The following is a 14,550-nucleotide window of genomic DNA, read 5'->3' as shown; positions in this document are numbered from 1 at the left end:
TGCCGGGCCTGGCCCTGGCTGCCGGTTAGCCGGTCCTTCGGCGCTCTTCGGAGCGCCGTTTTTTTTGGCCTTTTGCCGTGGGGTCGCCCCAAGCCAAAGCGCCGTCCCTCGGGCCGAGGCCTCGCAGCGTGGCGACGCTTGGCGCCGTAGGCCCGGCTATCATTGATCCTTCAGACAGTTTTTCCGCAGGAACTCCCAGGATGGACAAGATCCGACTCGACAAATGGCTTTGGGCGGCCCGCTTCTACAAGACGCGCAGCCTGGCCGTGCAGGAAATCGGCAAGGGCCGGATCTTCGTGAACGATCAGCCCGCGAAGCCCTCGCGCGAAGTCGCCGCTGGCGACCTGATCACCGTGCGCAAGGAAGACCCCGCCGTGCAGGTGCGCGTCGTGGCGGTCAGCGGCGTGCGCGGCCCCGCCCCGGTGGCCCGCCTGTTGTACGAAGAAACGCCCGACAGCGTGGCGGCGCGCGAACGCGCGGCGGAAATGCGCCGCCTTGCGCCCGAGCCCGCGCTGGGTATCGAAGCGGGACGCCCCACCAAGCGGGACCGGCGCCTGATCGACCAGATGCGAGGCAAGCCCCAATGAAGCGCGGCTCGACCGGCGGCCTGGTCTACTCCACCGAGTCCGGCCGCATGTGCCCCGAGTGCCGACAGCCGCTTGCGCAATGCCGTTGCAAGCAGGCTGCCCGCCCGGCGCCCGCTGGCGACGGCGTGGCACGCGTGTCGCGCGAGACCAAGGGCCGCGGCGGAAAGAGCGTGACACTGGTCAGGGGGCTGCCGCTGGACGCCGTGGCGCTGGAAGTGCTGGGCAAGCAATTGCGCACGGCCTGCGGGTCGGGCGGCACCGTCAAGAACGGCGTGATCGAGGTGCAGGGAGAACACTGCGACCGGATCATCGAAGCGCTGACAAAACAAGGCCATCGCGCCAAGCGCGCCGGCGGCTGAACCTGGACGAGAACACGATGCACGATTTTGAACCTGCGCAGCCTGAAGGGAATTCCGCCGTGGCGGATGTGGCCAGCTGGCATGCCCATGTGTACTTCGACGCCGCCAGCCGCGACGCCGCTTTCGCGCTGCGCGAGCGCGTGATCGCGACGTTCGGCGACAGGATGGAAATGGGACGCTTCCATGAGCGTCCCGTCGGCCCGCATCCGCAATGGAGCTACCAGATCGCGTTCACCCCCCAGCACCTGGCCGAGATCCTGACGTGGCTGACGCTCAACCACGGCGGGCTCGATGTCTTCATGCATCCCAACACCGGCCATTCACTGCGGGATCACCGCGACTGCGCCGTGTGGATCGGGCGCAGCCATACGCTGAACCTGCAGGCGCTGGGCGCCTGAAGGCCTACAGGGCGCGTCCCACGATCAGGGAATCCAGCGCCATCTGCGGATCGTCACTCTTGCCTTCGTACGGCATGCGGCTCAGCACATAGCGCATGGCGTTCAGGCGGGCGCGCTTCTTGCAGTCGGATTTCACGACGATCCACGGCGCGTCCGCGGTGTCCGTGTGCGCGAACATGGCTTCCTTGGCGCGCGTGTAGTCGTCCCACTTGTCCAGCGACGCCAGGTCCACCGGGCTCAGCTTCCATTGCTTGAGCGGATGCACCTTGCGCTGCATGAAGCGGCGGCGCTGCTCTTCCTGGCTCACCGAGAACCAGAGCTTGATCAGGATGATGCCGCTGGTGACCAGGTGACGTTCGAAGTCGGGCGTCTGCCGCAGGAACGCCAGGTAATCGTCTTGCGAGCAAAAACCCATCACCCGCTCGACGCCGGCGCGGTTGTACCAGGACCGGTCGAACATGACGATCTCGCCGGCCGTGGGCAGGTGCTGCACGTAGCGCTGGAAATACCATTGGCCCTTTTCCGTGTCGGATGGCTTTTCCAGGGCGACCACGCGCGCGCCGCGCGGATTCAGGTGTTCCATCATGCGCTTGATGGTGCCGCCCTTGCCTGCCGCGTCACGCCCTTCGAACAGGATCACGACGCGCTGGCCCGTGGCCTTGACCCAGGCCTGCAGCTTCAGCAGTTCGACCTGCAGCTGGTACTTCTGCTTTTCGTAATTGCGGCGCAGCATGCGATGGCGGTACGGGTAGATGCCCTCGCGCCAATCCACGGCCAGCTCATCGTCGGGATTGCGGCGGGAGGCCGGCGCCTGCGTGTTGGCTTCCAGCAGCGCGCGATGCACCGCGCGCGCATCGTCCGCAGAAAGCTCATCGATGACGGAACGCAAGGCATCATGCGCCTCGCCGGGCGCGCCGACGGTATAGCGCCGGGCGATATCGGCCAGCACCGCGGCGGTCTCTTGCCGGGCCGCATCCTGGCGAGCGGCCACGCGCTTGCGGATTTCGGCGGCGGGCTCGACGGCGGGTTCGATGGCGGGCTCGATGGCGGGCGCGGCCGCCGCTGCCGCGACAGGCTTGGCGGCGGCACCCGCGGCGGCTTCCGCGGAAATCCCCGCAGCGGACTTGGCGGCATCACCGGCCGGGGCGCGGCGCGCGCGGGCGGTGCGCTTGGCGGCGGCCCCCTGCGAACCGCTAGCGCGCTTTTTCGGCGCAGCGGCAATTTCTTGTTCCGAAATCTTCGATGTCTTGTCGGTCATTGATCCTATCCTTGCTGCGCTGGGCGCCAGTCCGCGCCGGCCGGCCAGTCGCCGGCGACCCGTCAGGCAAAAGCGCAACCCTAACTTGCCCCGCGCCGCGGGGAATTGATGTGAATCAAGGCTTGTAACATTTTTGCGGCGGCGGGTCTTCGTGTGGACGAACGGATTACGCGACGCGGCGCAGGTCCGCGATCAATTTTCGATAGCGCCTGACAAACGCGTCGACAGCGCTGCGTTCAAGCATGGACCGGCGGGCAGCCGATTCCAGTTCCGCGGCCCACGCCTGCAAGGGTTCCGCGCCGATGATGCCAAGCTCCGAAACCAGTTTGTGAAACGCCGCGGTGGCCGAACCCAGGTCCTCGGACTCGACCAAGGGAGCAAGGGGCGACTTCGCGGAGTCCGCGCGCTCCAGCACACGCCGAACGATATTCACGAATATCTCGTGGCGGCCGCCAAGCCGCGCCAGCGCGTTGTCGATCCTGATTTCATCCAGCGCCGCGATGCCGGCGGATATCGCGCGGCATGCATCCGCGCCGCTCGCCGGACTGTCCGCCAGCATCTCGCGATCCGCCAACCCGAATCCTCCGCCTTCACGCCGCTCAAGCAAGCCGCGCATCAGTTCCAGCAGCTGGGAAGGGTTTGCCGGCTTGGTCAGGGAACACGTCACGCCATACCATGAGGCCGTGGCGCGATCCATCTCTGTCGGGTTCGCGGTGATCACAATGATCGGAAGCTCGCGCATCCCTGGCATGGCCCGGATTTTCCGCGCGGTTTCAAAACCGCTCAGGCCCGGCATTTGCAGGTCCATCAGAACGATATCGATGTGGGAATGCCCCAAGATGGTCAATGCCTCGAATCCGTCGCCCGCGACAAGAACCTCCGCGCCCGCCAGGACCAGGATTTCCCGAAAAACGGAGCGGACGATATCGTCGTCTTCGACCAGCAGCACCACAGAGCGGGCCAGCCAATTCTTGTCGATGCAGCAATCCTGGCCTGACATATTTCCCTTGAGCGTAGCACTGGGGTTGAACGGTCTTGCGCCGGTTTCGGACAGCAGCGTGGGCTTGAACCGCACATGCACCCTATCCGGCCTGGACGTATCCGGGGTCCAGGAGCCCAAGGGGGGACCCAGCACAATAAAGCGCGCGCGATTGTCCTTGAACATCGCATCGCAGCGGTCCATCAGCGCTTGCGAAAAGCACCGCCAGTCGACAATGACGTAGTCAGGCGCCGCCTCGCCCGAATCACCCGAACCGTTTGCAATCGCGCCGGGGCACAGCAGCCGCTGGCCGCCGGCCTCATCCACCCGCGCGCCGCGCGCGGCAAGCCCCGCGTGAATGGCCGCCGTCAATTCACCCGATGGATCCACCACCCAGATGCGCTTGCCCGCGAATTGCGACACGCTGAATCCGGCATCCTGCGACACGTCCACCGCCAAGGGCAGTTTCGCGATGCAGGCCGCGCCCTGGCCGGGGCGGCTGTCGATCCATGTCTGACCGCCGATCAATTCCGCGATACGCCTGGTGATGTTCAGGCCCAGCCCGTTGCCCTGTGCGCGGGATCTTCCGGCGATCCACGGCAAAGGCTTGAACAGCCTGTCCAGTTCCTCCCGTTCGATGCCTGGCCCGCGGTCCCGCACCACGAAGGTGAAGTTGCGCATTACGCAGGGGTTATCGTCGTCCGCCGCGATATCGAGCACGACCAGGCCCGGCCCGCCATGCCTGATCGCGTTCTGGATGTAATTCAGCAGAATCTGCTTGATGCGCACGTCGTCGCCCACCAGCAGATCCGGAACATCCGGCGGCAAGTTCGTGAACAGGTTCACGCCATTCTCCATGGCGCTGTCCCACACCAGCTCGAAGACGTGCTGGACAAGGCCACGCAGCGAGAACTTTCTGAGCTGTATATCCATCCTGCCCGATTCGAGCCTGGAAAGATCCAGCGCATTGCGCACCACCGCGGACAGGTAATGGCTTGTCTCGATCAAGCGGGACACGTGCCCCGGCATCTCCTCGGCACGCGCCTGTTTCATCAGAAAGGCGATGCCCGCAATGGCGCTGATCGGCGTCTGGATCTCGTGCGCGATCATCGACAGGATATCCAGCTTCTCGGCGGCTTCCGCCCTGGCCTTTGCGGCGGATGCGGGCAACGCGTGTGTTCCCTGTTCCCACAGCAGTTCCAGCGTTTCACCCAGCAGTCTGGATTCGCCGACCGGCGCATTGCCATGGGTGCGGCAGCCGCGCGGATCCGGCATCGACCACGCCGCCGGCGTACAGTCGCCAAACGCCTTCCGTCCGCGTTCGCTCAGCCTGGACAGGCGTTGCCACCGGATATGAAACGCCGCGAATGTGGCGGCCACAACGGCAAACAACAACGCGAATCCCAGCACGATCCGTCTTGCCGCGTGAAAGGTGGCCAATACCTGGCCTGCCTCTTGTTCGGCATAGAGTGTCACGCCGCCCGCGGCGCTGTTGCCCCTGACCGCATAGACCCGCACGCCGAGTGGATTGACGTAGTTCATCAACTCCGTTGCAGGGGCCTGGCTCGCCCCGCCGAGCGCCGCGTCCGTTGACCCTTGCCGCGCTTCGCCGGACGGCCCCACGGAATGGCTTGGCGTGTTCCCAAGACTGGCGCCGACAAGCAGGTAAGCCATGCTGGCCAGATCCTGGCTGTCAGCCCGGTCGCCGGCAGGCTGCATGAGCCGCAGCCGCGCCAACAACTGAACCAATATTTCCTGCTCCGCCATTTCCTTCAAGAAAGCGATGGAAGCAACCGAACCGCCAATCACCAGCGCCAACAAAAAAAACAGTATGAGGAATATTTTCCGGCGGTACTCCGACATCGTCGCGCCCATATCTACCGATCTCTTGCCTCGTGGATTCGATCCCGTATTCGTGCAACGCCGTGCGGATCCGGCCCGCGCATGCCCGAATTTTCTGCTGCGATAAGAGCACACCTCCGTGGCAAATGGCGAGCACGGCTATTCCTTGTCGTTATAGGTACGGCACGACACAAGACATTCAGTAGCCAGGATGCTCTGCACGCTCACCACCTGCAGGGCCGCGGCTATCCGTATCGCCATCCACAGGCACAGAGACAGTTCGCCGCGGTCCAGCAGTTCAATCGCCGGCACGGAAATTCCGGAGCTCGATGACAACTCCCGGACGGATATTTCCAGATGGATACGCCACGCGCGCAAGGTGCTCATCCGCTCTTCGCGGACGAGATGCGATATGGAATCCGGGATCGACGTTGCCGTCGAACTTTTTACCCCGGCATAGGCAGACAGACCCGACGACAGAATATCGTCAAAATAGCCGTTTTCCGTGTCGGGCATGACCACCAAGGCTTCAGTTGAACAGCGCTATTAAAGACGCCTGGCGGCCGGGCAACAAGAGTCGAATTACTCAAAAGGACAAGGCGGGAAAGGGGAGCGAATCCCCTTTCGAAAGTGCGATACGCACGCGTGGAAAAGCCGGATCAGAAGAGGTGCTTTATCCCCACGATCGCGCCCGCGCTCCGCATTGTCGAATCGCCGCCCAGGCCATGCTCCAGACTCCCCTGAAGATTGACGTAAGTGTTCTTGCCAACGCTGCGGTCATAGCCCGCCTTCAGACCCAGCCGGGAACCGTCCAGCTCGTTGTCGAACGAGACCGTTCCTTGCGTCGCCGTGGGATACGTGCTGGACGACGTTCCCAAGGTATGGAGGTAGCTGAGCATCAGCCAGCCGTTGCTGACCGGCGCGGCCCCCTCGCCCCAGGACTTCGATACCTTGAGGCTCACCCGGGAATGCAGGCTGTTCACGGCGGGAAGCGACACGGTGCTTACGCCGTCGTCGCCATCGCGCAGCTTGACGTGCTGGTACATGAGTTGCGCTTGGGGCTCTATCCTGAAATTGCCCTCTCCACTGCCCATGAGGAAGGCCTTCCCGGCCTCCGCGGACAACGCGCCGCCCCATCCCGAAGTCCGCATCGATACGCCATCGGCGCCCCCGGATTGGGTCTTTACGCCATATCGGTTCAGGTGCGTCACGAAATCGGCGTAGCCGCCGGTGCCGTCCAGCAGGGTGTAATAGCCGCCAAGGCCGTAAGTGGTCTGGTCGCTGCGGCCCGCGCGTACCGTGGAATGGCTTGACTCGCGATAGTGGTCCACGTCGTTGCGGGAAGCCATCACGGTCCCGAACACGCCGGCGCTTCGGCGGCTGATGCCCTTGTTCACCACCAGCAGGTCGGTGCCCATCTGAAAGCCGCCCAGCCGGGTGTCCGCGGCCACGTGCGATTGCATGATGCCCCTCGCGGCGCCATCGCGGCGTTCCAGCGCGCCCAGCGTTCTTGCCCAGGCATACGGATATACCTTTCCAGACAGGGTCTCCGTCGCGCCCATGCGCTCGTTGAGCGTTCCGACCGCAAGCTCCGATTGCCGGACGGACTGGCTTCCAAGCTGTGAGTAGATGGAGACCTCGGGGCGGATTTCGCTGCGGATGTACCAATTGTTCGCGAACGCCGCAGCGCCGTCTTTCGCGCCATGCATGAGCGTGTAGTTGAACGCGCCGCCGCGCAGCGGCGCGCCTGGACTACGCTGAAACGCATTGTCCGTGCTGGCCCCGGCTTTCACGGCCAGGAAACCATTGCCCGGCAGGGGATCACCCAGTTTTCCGCGAGCGTTGAGCGCGATATTGCTGAGGCCAGTCGCCCCCTGGTTCAGCGTCAGGTAATCGCTGGTTCCCGAGGCAAACGGAATCATGTGCAATTGAATCTCGCCGCCTTCTCCCACCAGATTGTCTGCCGTGAGCGTGCGTTCGATGGCGTCGTTGGTCCAGACCGCCGGTTCGGCGAACTGGATGCGCCCGGCCAGCTTGATGGTGTACGCCGTGCTGAGGTTGTTCCCCTGAGCCGGGTTCGCCGGATCCGTCAGCACGTTCCATTGGCTGGCCGAATCGATCTCGACGCTGGGGCCGTCCACCCAGCCGTTCAGCGCCGCGCCGCCGCTCAGCCCGAGTTGCGCATTGCCCGCGCCGACCACCCGGGCGCGGCCTTGTTCAGGCTCGCCCAGCGTCGTGCCGTCGATGACCAGCGTGCCGTTGTTGATCCGCGTAATCCCGGTGTAGGCAAGCGGCCCGGACAAGACCGTCGTCCCCGAACCGGCCTGCCACAGCTCGCCGGTCCCCGATATCGCGTTGGATACCCTGAGCGTGTCGGCGCGGTCGAACGCCAGGACGGCGTTGTTCAACACCGCACCCGTGCCAAGCGAGCCGGCGGTCCCGCCCGCGCCCACCTGCAAGGTGCCCTGGTCGACCACGGTGGCGCCCGACGAAACGTTGCCGCCCCCGATGATCAGCACGCCGGGCGCCGTCTTGGTCAGGGTGCCCGCGCCGCTGATCTGGCCACGCCACACGGAAACGGTTCCCTCCGGCGTTTGGATCGTGCCATCGCCCGCCAGATGCATTTCCCGCTGCGAATCGATATTGGCGTCAAGTTGCAGCCCGCCGCCATTGAACGCGAGGGCGCCAGCGGAATCTCCCAGGCTCGCGTCGTGCTGGATCGCCAGCCAGCCGCCGGAAAGCGTCCAGGGCGTAAGCGCTTGCGCGGGCGTCCCGGTCAGCGACCAGGTTCCCGCGGACGTCTTTTCAAATGCCGTGAAGCCCAGATACTGGTCTGGCGCGCTGCCGCCTCCGATTTTGCTGGCGTCGAAGGCCAGCGCCGATCCGCCGTCCAGGACGAAGGTGTTCACACCGGTGGATTCGGTCGCGTCCACGATGCCGAATATCTGGCTGCCCTCCTGGAGCGCCAGGGTGGAATTGCTGGCGCTGGCGGCATACTTGATCGCCGTGTTCTGGTTGACCGGGCCCATGTGGACTTGTCCGGCGTTGATGATGAGGGTGTTGGCGCTCAGTACGTAGATCCCATAGCCGCTGCTGCCACCGGGGCCGCCGGCAGGGCCCCCCTCAACCCGGCGGCCATTGGCCCCGGCCCCGCCGGCTCCGCCAGCCGCACCGCCGCCCCCGCCTCCCCCAGACCATCCTCCGCCCACGATCTGTGCGCTTGCGCCGGCAAGACCGTCGACTCCAGAGGCACCCCCCGCGCGACCGCCCGGCGAGCCGAGACCGACGATACCGGTCGTCTCCACGGACCCGCCTCCTTCCCCGCCGTGCGTGTAGGTGCCGCCACCGCCGCCGCCGCCGCCCGCATAAACACCGTGTACGTTGTCGTCTCCGCCGGCGGCCTGCCCATCTTCCCCGCCATTGCCGCCGTCACCGCCGTAGCCGGTTCCAGGAAGGCCTCCAAAGTATGATTCGTTGATGTCGGCCCCGCCTCCACCGCCGCCGCCGCCGCCTCCCCCTGCGCCGCCGCCCCCATTCCCCCCGGCCCCTCCGTCGCTCTCAACCTCGTCGCTGTATGTTCCACCGCCGCCGCCACCGCCGCCGCCGCCCTTTCCTCCGCTGATCGACCAGCCATCGTTTTTCAAGACGATGCCATCGCCGGACAAAACGATGCCGTGCCCGCCGCCACCTCCGTTGCCGCCCGCGCCGCCATTGAAACTAACTCCGCCGACCCCGCCGCCGCCTCCTCCGCCTCCACCTCCGCCAGGCGCACCTTCCACGTCGTCTATGGTCGTGTACGAATCCGTCAGGGTCAGCGCGGCGCCGCCGTCTCCGCCATCGCCCCCATCTCCGCCGTTCCGCGCTCCGCCCACGCCCCCGGTTCCCGCCTCCCCGATAATCACGCCCATCGCTTCCGTCGAAGCCAGCACGCCGGCGGACAGTATTGCCAGGCTGCAGCACAACTTAAGTCCCGAGTGCCTGGCCCTGAAGATATTCCTGCGGCTGGCCGCCCACGACGAAAAATGGCGGGAATCAATACTCATTATTTCTCTCGGCATATTGGAAGACACACAAAGCAGCGGTCGCGGCGTAAAACACCGCACCGAAAAGCCTGGGCTTTGTAATATCTTTGGTTTAAAAAAACTGAACCCTGATCGTTTCAAGGCGCAATTTTCCCCACCCGCCGCCACCGCGCCGAGAGTACGATTACTCCATATTGCTGATTCACCGCAGCCGTTTCGTTTCCAATCCGAATACGGCTACGCCTCGTCGCACTAAAGCGACGAGGCGTTATTCGGGTGTGGTGTTATGCGATGTCAGACCGGCGCCGGCTGGTATTGCTTCGCGCGCGATACCGCCCACAGGATGTGGTTTTTCACATGCATTTCGGCGCCTTCCCAGGCGATTTCCGTGCTTGCGTTTTGCCGCGCGTAAATAAAGAATATTTCGTCCGCGAACGCAGGGCCTATGCTGCCGATGCCAGAGAAATCAAAACACACGCGCAGGGTGCCCGGCGGCACCGTATTCAATACGCGCCTTGCCTGATACCGGGTTACAAAAGTCTCCGACAGGCTGACTCGCACGTTGCGTACCGGAATCACCAGCCCGCTTCTGCCACGCAAGCTGCGGATTGCAGAGATCGGCGCCACATTCGACTGGATGCGGCCGGGCTCGGCCTGCTGTCCGCCGGGATCGAATGCAAGCGCCTGTAGCTTCCCCATTTTCTTCACCTCCCGCGCCACGCGCCGGCACGCACGCTGCTGTCAGATGCGCGCCGGCCTGCGCTTCGTCAGATTATTCGAGGGAGATTTGCAGCTGCGGGTTGACCTTCCATTCGAATCTTGCGTTGGCCTCGCCGCCCCCGGCGTCCTGCGCCAGCACGACGTACCTGCCTTCCTGCGGGGTCGAGGGCACCAGGCCGGTAAGCGCGCCCACGGTCGAATCGAACCGCAATCCCTCCGGTAGCCGGGCCGGCGTGGATCCGTCCTTGTCGAGCAAGGTATAGCGGACAGCGCCGCTTCCGCCCATGGACGAGACCACCGGGATCGGAGCCGGAATGGCCGCGCCGGCGGTCAGTTCCACGGGGTTCGTCGCGATTTCCAGCGCGGGAGCCAGGTTGAACTCGACCGGCATCGACACACGCGCCCCGCCTTCGTCGGTGATCGTGGCGGTGAGTCCCGCCATCTTCTCCGCCGACGCGGGCACCGACCCGCTGACATTGCCCGCGCCGTCCAGTATCAGGCCGGAGGGCATCCGCATGGCTCCGCCTTCGGCGTTCGAATACGCGACCGTGTACTTGCCGGTGCCGCCCGACACATTAAGGAATTTCACGGGGCTCTTGATCTTGCCGCCGGCGGTAGCCTGGATGGCGCCGCCCTGCACGCTCAAGGGGGGATTGATGGTCAGCCGCACCGTCCTGCTCGCCTTGCCGCCGCCGCTGTCCTGCACCTGGATCAGGTACGTGATCGTCTTGGGGGTGGACACCGAAGGCGCCTCGCCCGACAGCGAGCCATCCGAGCCGAATACCAGGCCGGGCGGCAATTCGGCGGGCTTGCCGCTGGGGTCCAGCAGCCGGAAAGACAAGGATCCGGTGCCGCCCGACGTGCGTACCTTCACCAGTTGGGAATTCAGCGCGGCGCCCGAGGTAATGGACAAGCCGCGATCCGCGGGCTGATTGGATTCCGGGGCCCGGGCTGGCGTCGCCGCGCCATTGCTGGGCGCCGCGCCCGGCGCGGTGGACGGCCCGTTCCGGGCAGGCACGACCCGTTCCGTGATTTTCCCGACGGGTCCCCTGTCTTCCGCCGCGTGCGCGACATGGGCCGGCGCCAGCGCCAGCGCCAATACCCCTAGCGCCACCCCAAACGTAGCAGCAGAATGAATAATTCGATTTCCCATAGCGTGATCCTTGGTCATTGAGAATTCCATGCGTCAAATGCTGTCGAAATGGCTGATGGCAGCACCTGGCAACATGATGCGTCGCATTATTTCAATACTTGGACGGGGACCCACAGAGCAAAATTACTCATTTTTCTTGAAATAGCCCGCTCGCGCCGAAGGACGGCGTCCAAGCCGCAGGCAGGCGCACCCTTCCCCAATACGCCAGCCGCTACTGGCCGTGCCCCGGATTCACCAGCCCGATGAACAGGCGGGCCAGGCCTAGGGACGAATGGATACCCAGTTTGGAATAGATGTGCGCCTTGTGATTTTCGACGGTGCGCACGGACAGATGCAGCCGCTCTGCGATCTCTTTACTGGAATACCCGGCGATCACTCCTTCGACGATGGAAAGTTCGCGCGATGTAAGTAGCGCCTTTCTTGCGTTTTCTTCTTCTTCCTGAAGCCGCTTCACATGCATTTTCCGGCTTGTCTCCAGGGCGGCATGCACCACGTCGCATAATCGGTCGGCTTGAAGCGGCTTGGATAGAAAATCGAACGCGCCATGCTTCATGGCCTCGACTGCATCGTCGAAGTCGGGATTCGCCGTGATGAAGATGATGGGTGGCGCCACGCCCTTTTCCAGAAGGTAGCGCTGCAGGCTCAGCCCATCCAATGCCGGCATTCTCAAATCAAGGATCAGGCATTCGCATTCGGCGGGCGAATATTGCGCCATGAATGCCTCCGCTGACGAATAGGCTACGATCTCGACGCGCAGGTCCCTGAGCTGCTGCTTTATTATCCAGACCACAAGGTCGTCGTCGTCCACGACATACACCTTGGCGGCGGCTCGAAGATAATTGGCCCGGCGGAATGTGGCGGCCTTGTTTTGCGGTACGGGGCCTATCGGGGCCGGAATTGCCAACTCGTCAAAAGGAAGACGAAACAACTGCTGGGGATTGCTCATTTGTTCTGGTTTCAAGAATAGAGGCACGATCTCAACGTGGACGCATGCGCACCCAGGTTTCTTTTGGCAAATTTTTGATTCAAAACAAAACCGGAGCCAGAGTATTTGTACTCAAGTCAGTCCAATTTACCTTTCGATACGCGCACGCTCATTCTTGAACAAATGCCAGTTTGCTGTCGAAGAACTGGACCATCGAATGATAGAACTGCAATTTATCCGACGCGCTTGAGAAGCCGCCGTGGTCGCCGGGCTTGGTCATGTACTTCACCTGCGCGCCGCTCTGGCGCAGCAATCTGACCATGCTGGCGATCTCCGCTCGCGGCACGCGCGCATCGGATTGCCCGTGCGCGATGAACAATGGCGTTCTGATCCTGTCCAGATGGAATATCGGCGACGTGGCCACGAGCCTGCCCTTATCCCTGATGGGGTCGCCCAGCACTTCCCCGATCATGGGCAGGATTCCGTCCCACTCGTGGGGCACCGTGGCATACGTCGTGAACAGATTGGCCATTCCGCCGTAGCTTACCGCCGCGCCATACATGCCCGGTGTAAACGCCGCGCCCGCGATCGCCGCATAGCCGCCGTAGTTCATGCCGAAGATGCCAATTCTGTTGGCGTCCGCCACCCCCGTGGCGATCAGCCAGTTCGCCGCGTCGGTAATGTCGTCCTGCATTTCCAGCCCCCACTGGCCGAATCCCGCCTCCCGGAATGCGCGGCCGTACCCGGCGGAACCGCGGTAGTTCATTTGCATGACGCAGTAGCCCCGGTTGGCGAAAAGTTGCACGATCGGGTTGTATTCCCAGCGGTCCCGGCCCCAGGGGTTCCGGTGAGGCATCACGATGCACGGAAGGCTTTTTGCCTCCAGGCCGACGGGCAGCGTCAAATAGCCTTCGATATCCCTGCCGTCGCGCGCCGCATACGCTACCGGTTGCATGCCGGCCAGGGCTGCCGGCGGAATCAATTCCGTGTCCAGCGTCAGTTTGGTCAAGGTGTCCGTCGGGGCGTAATACAGGTATTCGCCGCCCGGGTCGCGGTCACCGGATGTCCGCACGATATAAAGCGTTTCGTCGGCATTTGACCCCGACAACACCAATTCGCGGTCGTCCAGCCTTTGCCTCAGTTTCCGGTGTAGCAGTTCGGATTTCGCCGCGAAGAAATGGTAGGCGAGCCTGGAATCCCGATACGACGCGCTGTCCACCTGGGCGCGGCCTTCCGAATAATCCATCCCGGTCACGTCGAACGACTCGGAAGCGAATAACAGTTCCTCCGCGTCGGGCGAGCCGGGGTTCCATTTAACCAATGCGACCTTGTCCCGGTTTCGGTTCGACAGCACATAAAGCGAGCCGCTGCCGGGCGCGTACCGGATTGGCTGAAATACCGTCCGAAAATCCACGGTCAATACCGCGCGCAACCCGGATTCTGCGTCTTGCTGCGCGTAGATCCAGAGGTCGGAACCGATTCTGGATATGGCGGTGCGCGCAAGGCCTGTATCGCCTTCGATCCAGGCGATCACATTTTCAGGCAGCGCCGCGATTTCCGTCTGTTGTCCGTCGCGGACGTCCACTTGCATCAGCGTGCTGACGCCATCGGCGCCATCGCGGCTGATCAAGACCCGATGCGGGTCGTGCAGCAGGATGTCTTCAAGGCGCACCGGACCGTCTTGGGGCATGGCCAGGCTTGTCGAACGCCCGGTACCGGCGTCGATGGCGATGATGCGCACAAGCCGGTTTTCGCGCATCTCCTTGTATACCAATAACGTCGAGGAATCTTTCCAGGCATAGCCCTTGATGGCCCCGTCGCGCTCGTCCGATATTCGCCTGGCCGCCGCATCAGGCGTTCCGGCAATGACCGACTGCACGAACAGCCCCCGCAACGGCGTTCCGTCGGTGTCCACGCCGCTCTCGATATAGCCCAGGTGTTTTCCGTCCCGGGAAATCTGGAAATCCGTTCGGGGCGACAGCGCAAAGAAGGCCTCGACCGGATAGAGGGGCGGCCGGGTATTGGTGGAAAGCGCCCAATATATGGCGAAGAGCAAGCATATCAGTACCACGACATCGGCTTTACCCAGCCAGTCTTTTCTGCGCCTTTTGAATTTCACGATTCTGCCTGTTTTCTGCCGGACTCCACCCAGCTTGCTAAACGCGGACGCGTTTATCCAGAGATGAATTACTTATTTTTGCCATTGCGCGCACGTCCGGCGGACCATCCGGGCCAGATTGAGCATTTATACCCATATCTTGCACGGCCACCGCGCATTAACATGAAGGCCTGATTTTCCATTAACCC

Annotated in this window: 12 protein-coding genes; 4 read left to right on the top strand and 8 right to left on the bottom strand. The window is 63.5% G+C overall.

Going from position 1 to position 14,550, the window contains the following annotated elements; genetic code table 11:
- Positions 1-200 precede the first annotated feature (200 nt).
- Genes ASE30_RS01380 through ASE30_RS01370 form a run of 3 tightly spaced genes read left to right on the top strand, consistent with a single transcriptional unit; the run spans position 201 to position 1,344 of the window.
- The gene (locus tag ASE30_RS01380) at positions 201-587 is read left to right on the top strand and encodes an RNA-binding S4 domain-containing protein (RefSeq protein WP_057282471.1); all 387 of its coding nucleotides are present in this window, start codon (positions 201-203) and stop codon (positions 585-587) included.
- The gene (locus ASE30_RS01375; RefSeq protein WP_057282470.1) at positions 584-946 is read left to right on the top strand and encodes a translation initiation factor Sui1; all 363 of its coding nucleotides are present in this window, start codon (positions 584-586) and stop codon (positions 944-946) included. The genes ASE30_RS01380 and ASE30_RS01375 overlap by 4 nt, the downstream gene beginning before the upstream one ends.
- Positions 947-963: 17 nt before the next feature.
- Positions 964-1,344 carry a DOPA 4,5-dioxygenase family protein gene (locus tag ASE30_RS01370; protein WP_057282469.1) on the top strand — a complete coding sequence of 127 codons (381 nt, stop codon included), beginning with the start codon at positions 964-966 and terminating at the stop codon, positions 1,342-1,344.
- Between the two features lie 4 nt (positions 1,345-1,348).
- Here the strand turns inward: ASE30_RS01370 and ppk2 are convergent, their stop codons facing one another.
- The 4 genes from ppk2 to ASE30_RS01350 form a co-directional block, all read right to left on the bottom strand.
- Entirely contained in the window at positions 1,349-2,602 is a 1,254-nt protein-coding gene (gene ppk2, locus ASE30_RS01365; RefSeq protein ID WP_156407500.1) for a polyphosphate kinase 2, read from the bottom strand.
- A 166-nt stretch (positions 2,603-2,768) separates the two neighbouring features.
- Positions 2,769-5,456: a sensor histidine kinase gene (locus ASE30_RS01360; protein ID WP_057282468.1), complete on the bottom strand. Its 2,688-nt coding sequence runs from the start codon at positions 5,454-5,456 to the stop codon at positions 2,769-2,771.
- A gap of 126 nt (positions 5,457-5,582) precedes the next feature.
- Positions 5,583-5,939 carry a hypothetical protein gene (locus tag ASE30_RS01355; protein ID WP_156407499.1) on the bottom strand — a complete coding sequence of 119 codons (357 nt, stop codon included), beginning with the start codon at positions 5,937-5,939 and terminating at the stop codon, positions 5,583-5,585.
- Positions 5,940-6,082: 143 nt separating this feature from the next.
- Entirely contained in the window at positions 6,083-8,452 is a 2,370-nt protein-coding gene (locus tag ASE30_RS01350; RefSeq protein WP_057282466.1) for an autotransporter outer membrane beta-barrel domain-containing protein, read from the bottom strand.
- Between the two features lie 763 nt (positions 8,453-9,215).
- Between ASE30_RS01350 and ASE30_RS29710 the strand changes: the two genes are divergently transcribed.
- Positions 9,216-9,701 carry a hypothetical protein gene (locus ASE30_RS29710; RefSeq protein WP_156407498.1) on the top strand — a complete coding sequence of 162 codons (486 nt, stop codon included), beginning with the start codon at positions 9,216-9,218 and terminating at the stop codon, positions 9,699-9,701.
- Positions 9,702-9,739: 38 nt separating this feature from the next.
- Here the strand turns inward: ASE30_RS29710 and ASE30_RS28805 are convergent, their stop codons facing one another.
- The 4 genes from ASE30_RS28805 to ASE30_RS01325 all read right to left on the bottom strand — a co-directional run bounded on the left by ASE30_RS28805 (position 9,740) and on the right by ASE30_RS01325 (position 14,362).
- Positions 9,740-10,144: an STAS-like domain-containing protein gene (locus ASE30_RS28805; RefSeq protein ID WP_156407497.1), complete on the bottom strand. Its 405-nt coding sequence runs from the start codon at positions 10,142-10,144 to the stop codon at positions 9,740-9,742.
- 73 nt (positions 10,145-10,217) lie between these two features.
- Complete coding sequence (locus ASE30_RS01335; protein WP_156407496.1) at positions 10,218-11,318, bottom strand: putative Ig domain-containing protein; 1,101 nt, start codon at positions 11,316-11,318, stop codon at positions 10,218-10,220.
- A 211-nt stretch (positions 11,319-11,529) separates the two neighbouring features.
- Entirely contained in the window at positions 11,530-12,264 is a 735-nt protein-coding gene (locus ASE30_RS01330; protein ID WP_057282462.1) for a response regulator transcription factor, read from the bottom strand.
- Positions 12,265-12,412: 148 nt separating this feature from the next.
- Positions 12,413-14,362 carry a S9 family peptidase gene (locus ASE30_RS01325; RefSeq protein ID WP_156407495.1) on the bottom strand — a complete coding sequence of 650 codons (1,950 nt, stop codon included), beginning with the start codon at positions 14,360-14,362 and terminating at the stop codon, positions 12,413-12,415.
- Positions 14,363-14,550: the final 188 nt, after the last annotated feature.

Origin of the sequence: Achromobacter sp. Root83 (assembly GCF_001428845.1) — a bacterium.
Classification (GTDB): domain Bacteria; phylum Pseudomonadota; class Gammaproteobacteria; order Burkholderiales; family Burkholderiaceae_B; genus Achromobacter.
This window is presented reverse-complemented; position numbering and strand designations above follow the sequence as displayed.

Bases quoted from the DNA above. Each gene is read 5' to 3' on its own strand.
- ASE30_RS01380 (WP_057282471.1), top strand. From the start codon at position 201: ATGGACAAGATCCGACTCGACAAATGGCTTTGGGCGGCCCGCTTCTAC.
- ASE30_RS01375 (WP_057282470.1), top strand. From the start codon at position 584: ATGAAGCGCGGCTCGACCGGCGGCCTGGTCTACTCCACCGAGTCCGGC.
- ASE30_RS01370 (WP_057282469.1), top strand. From the start codon at position 964: ATGCACGATTTTGAACCTGCGCAGCCTGAAGGGAATTCCGCCGTGGCG.
- ppk2 (WP_156407500.1), bottom strand. From the start codon at position 2,602: ATGACCGACAAGACATCGAAGATTTCGGAACAAGAAATTGCCGCTGCG.
- ASE30_RS01360 (WP_057282468.1), bottom strand. From the start codon at position 5,456: ATGGGCGCGACGATGTCGGAGTACCGCCGGAAAATATTCCTCATACTG.
- ASE30_RS01355 (WP_156407499.1), bottom strand. From the start codon at position 5,939: ATGCCCGACACGGAAAACGGCTATTTTGACGATATTCTGTCGTCGGGT.
- ASE30_RS01350 (WP_057282466.1), bottom strand. From the start codon at position 8,452: ATGGGCCCGGTCAACCAGAACACGGCGATCAAGTATGCCGCCAGCGCC.
- ASE30_RS28805 (WP_156407497.1), bottom strand. From the start codon at position 10,144: ATGGGGAAGCTACAGGCGCTTGCATTCGATCCCGGCGGACAGCAGGCC.
- ASE30_RS01335 (WP_156407496.1), bottom strand. From the start codon at position 11,318: ATGGGAAATCGAATTATTCATTCTGCTGCTACGTTTGGGGTGGCGCTA.
- ASE30_RS01330 (WP_057282462.1), bottom strand. From the start codon at position 12,264: ATGAGCAATCCCCAGCAGTTGTTTCGTCTTCCTTTTGACGAGTTGGCA.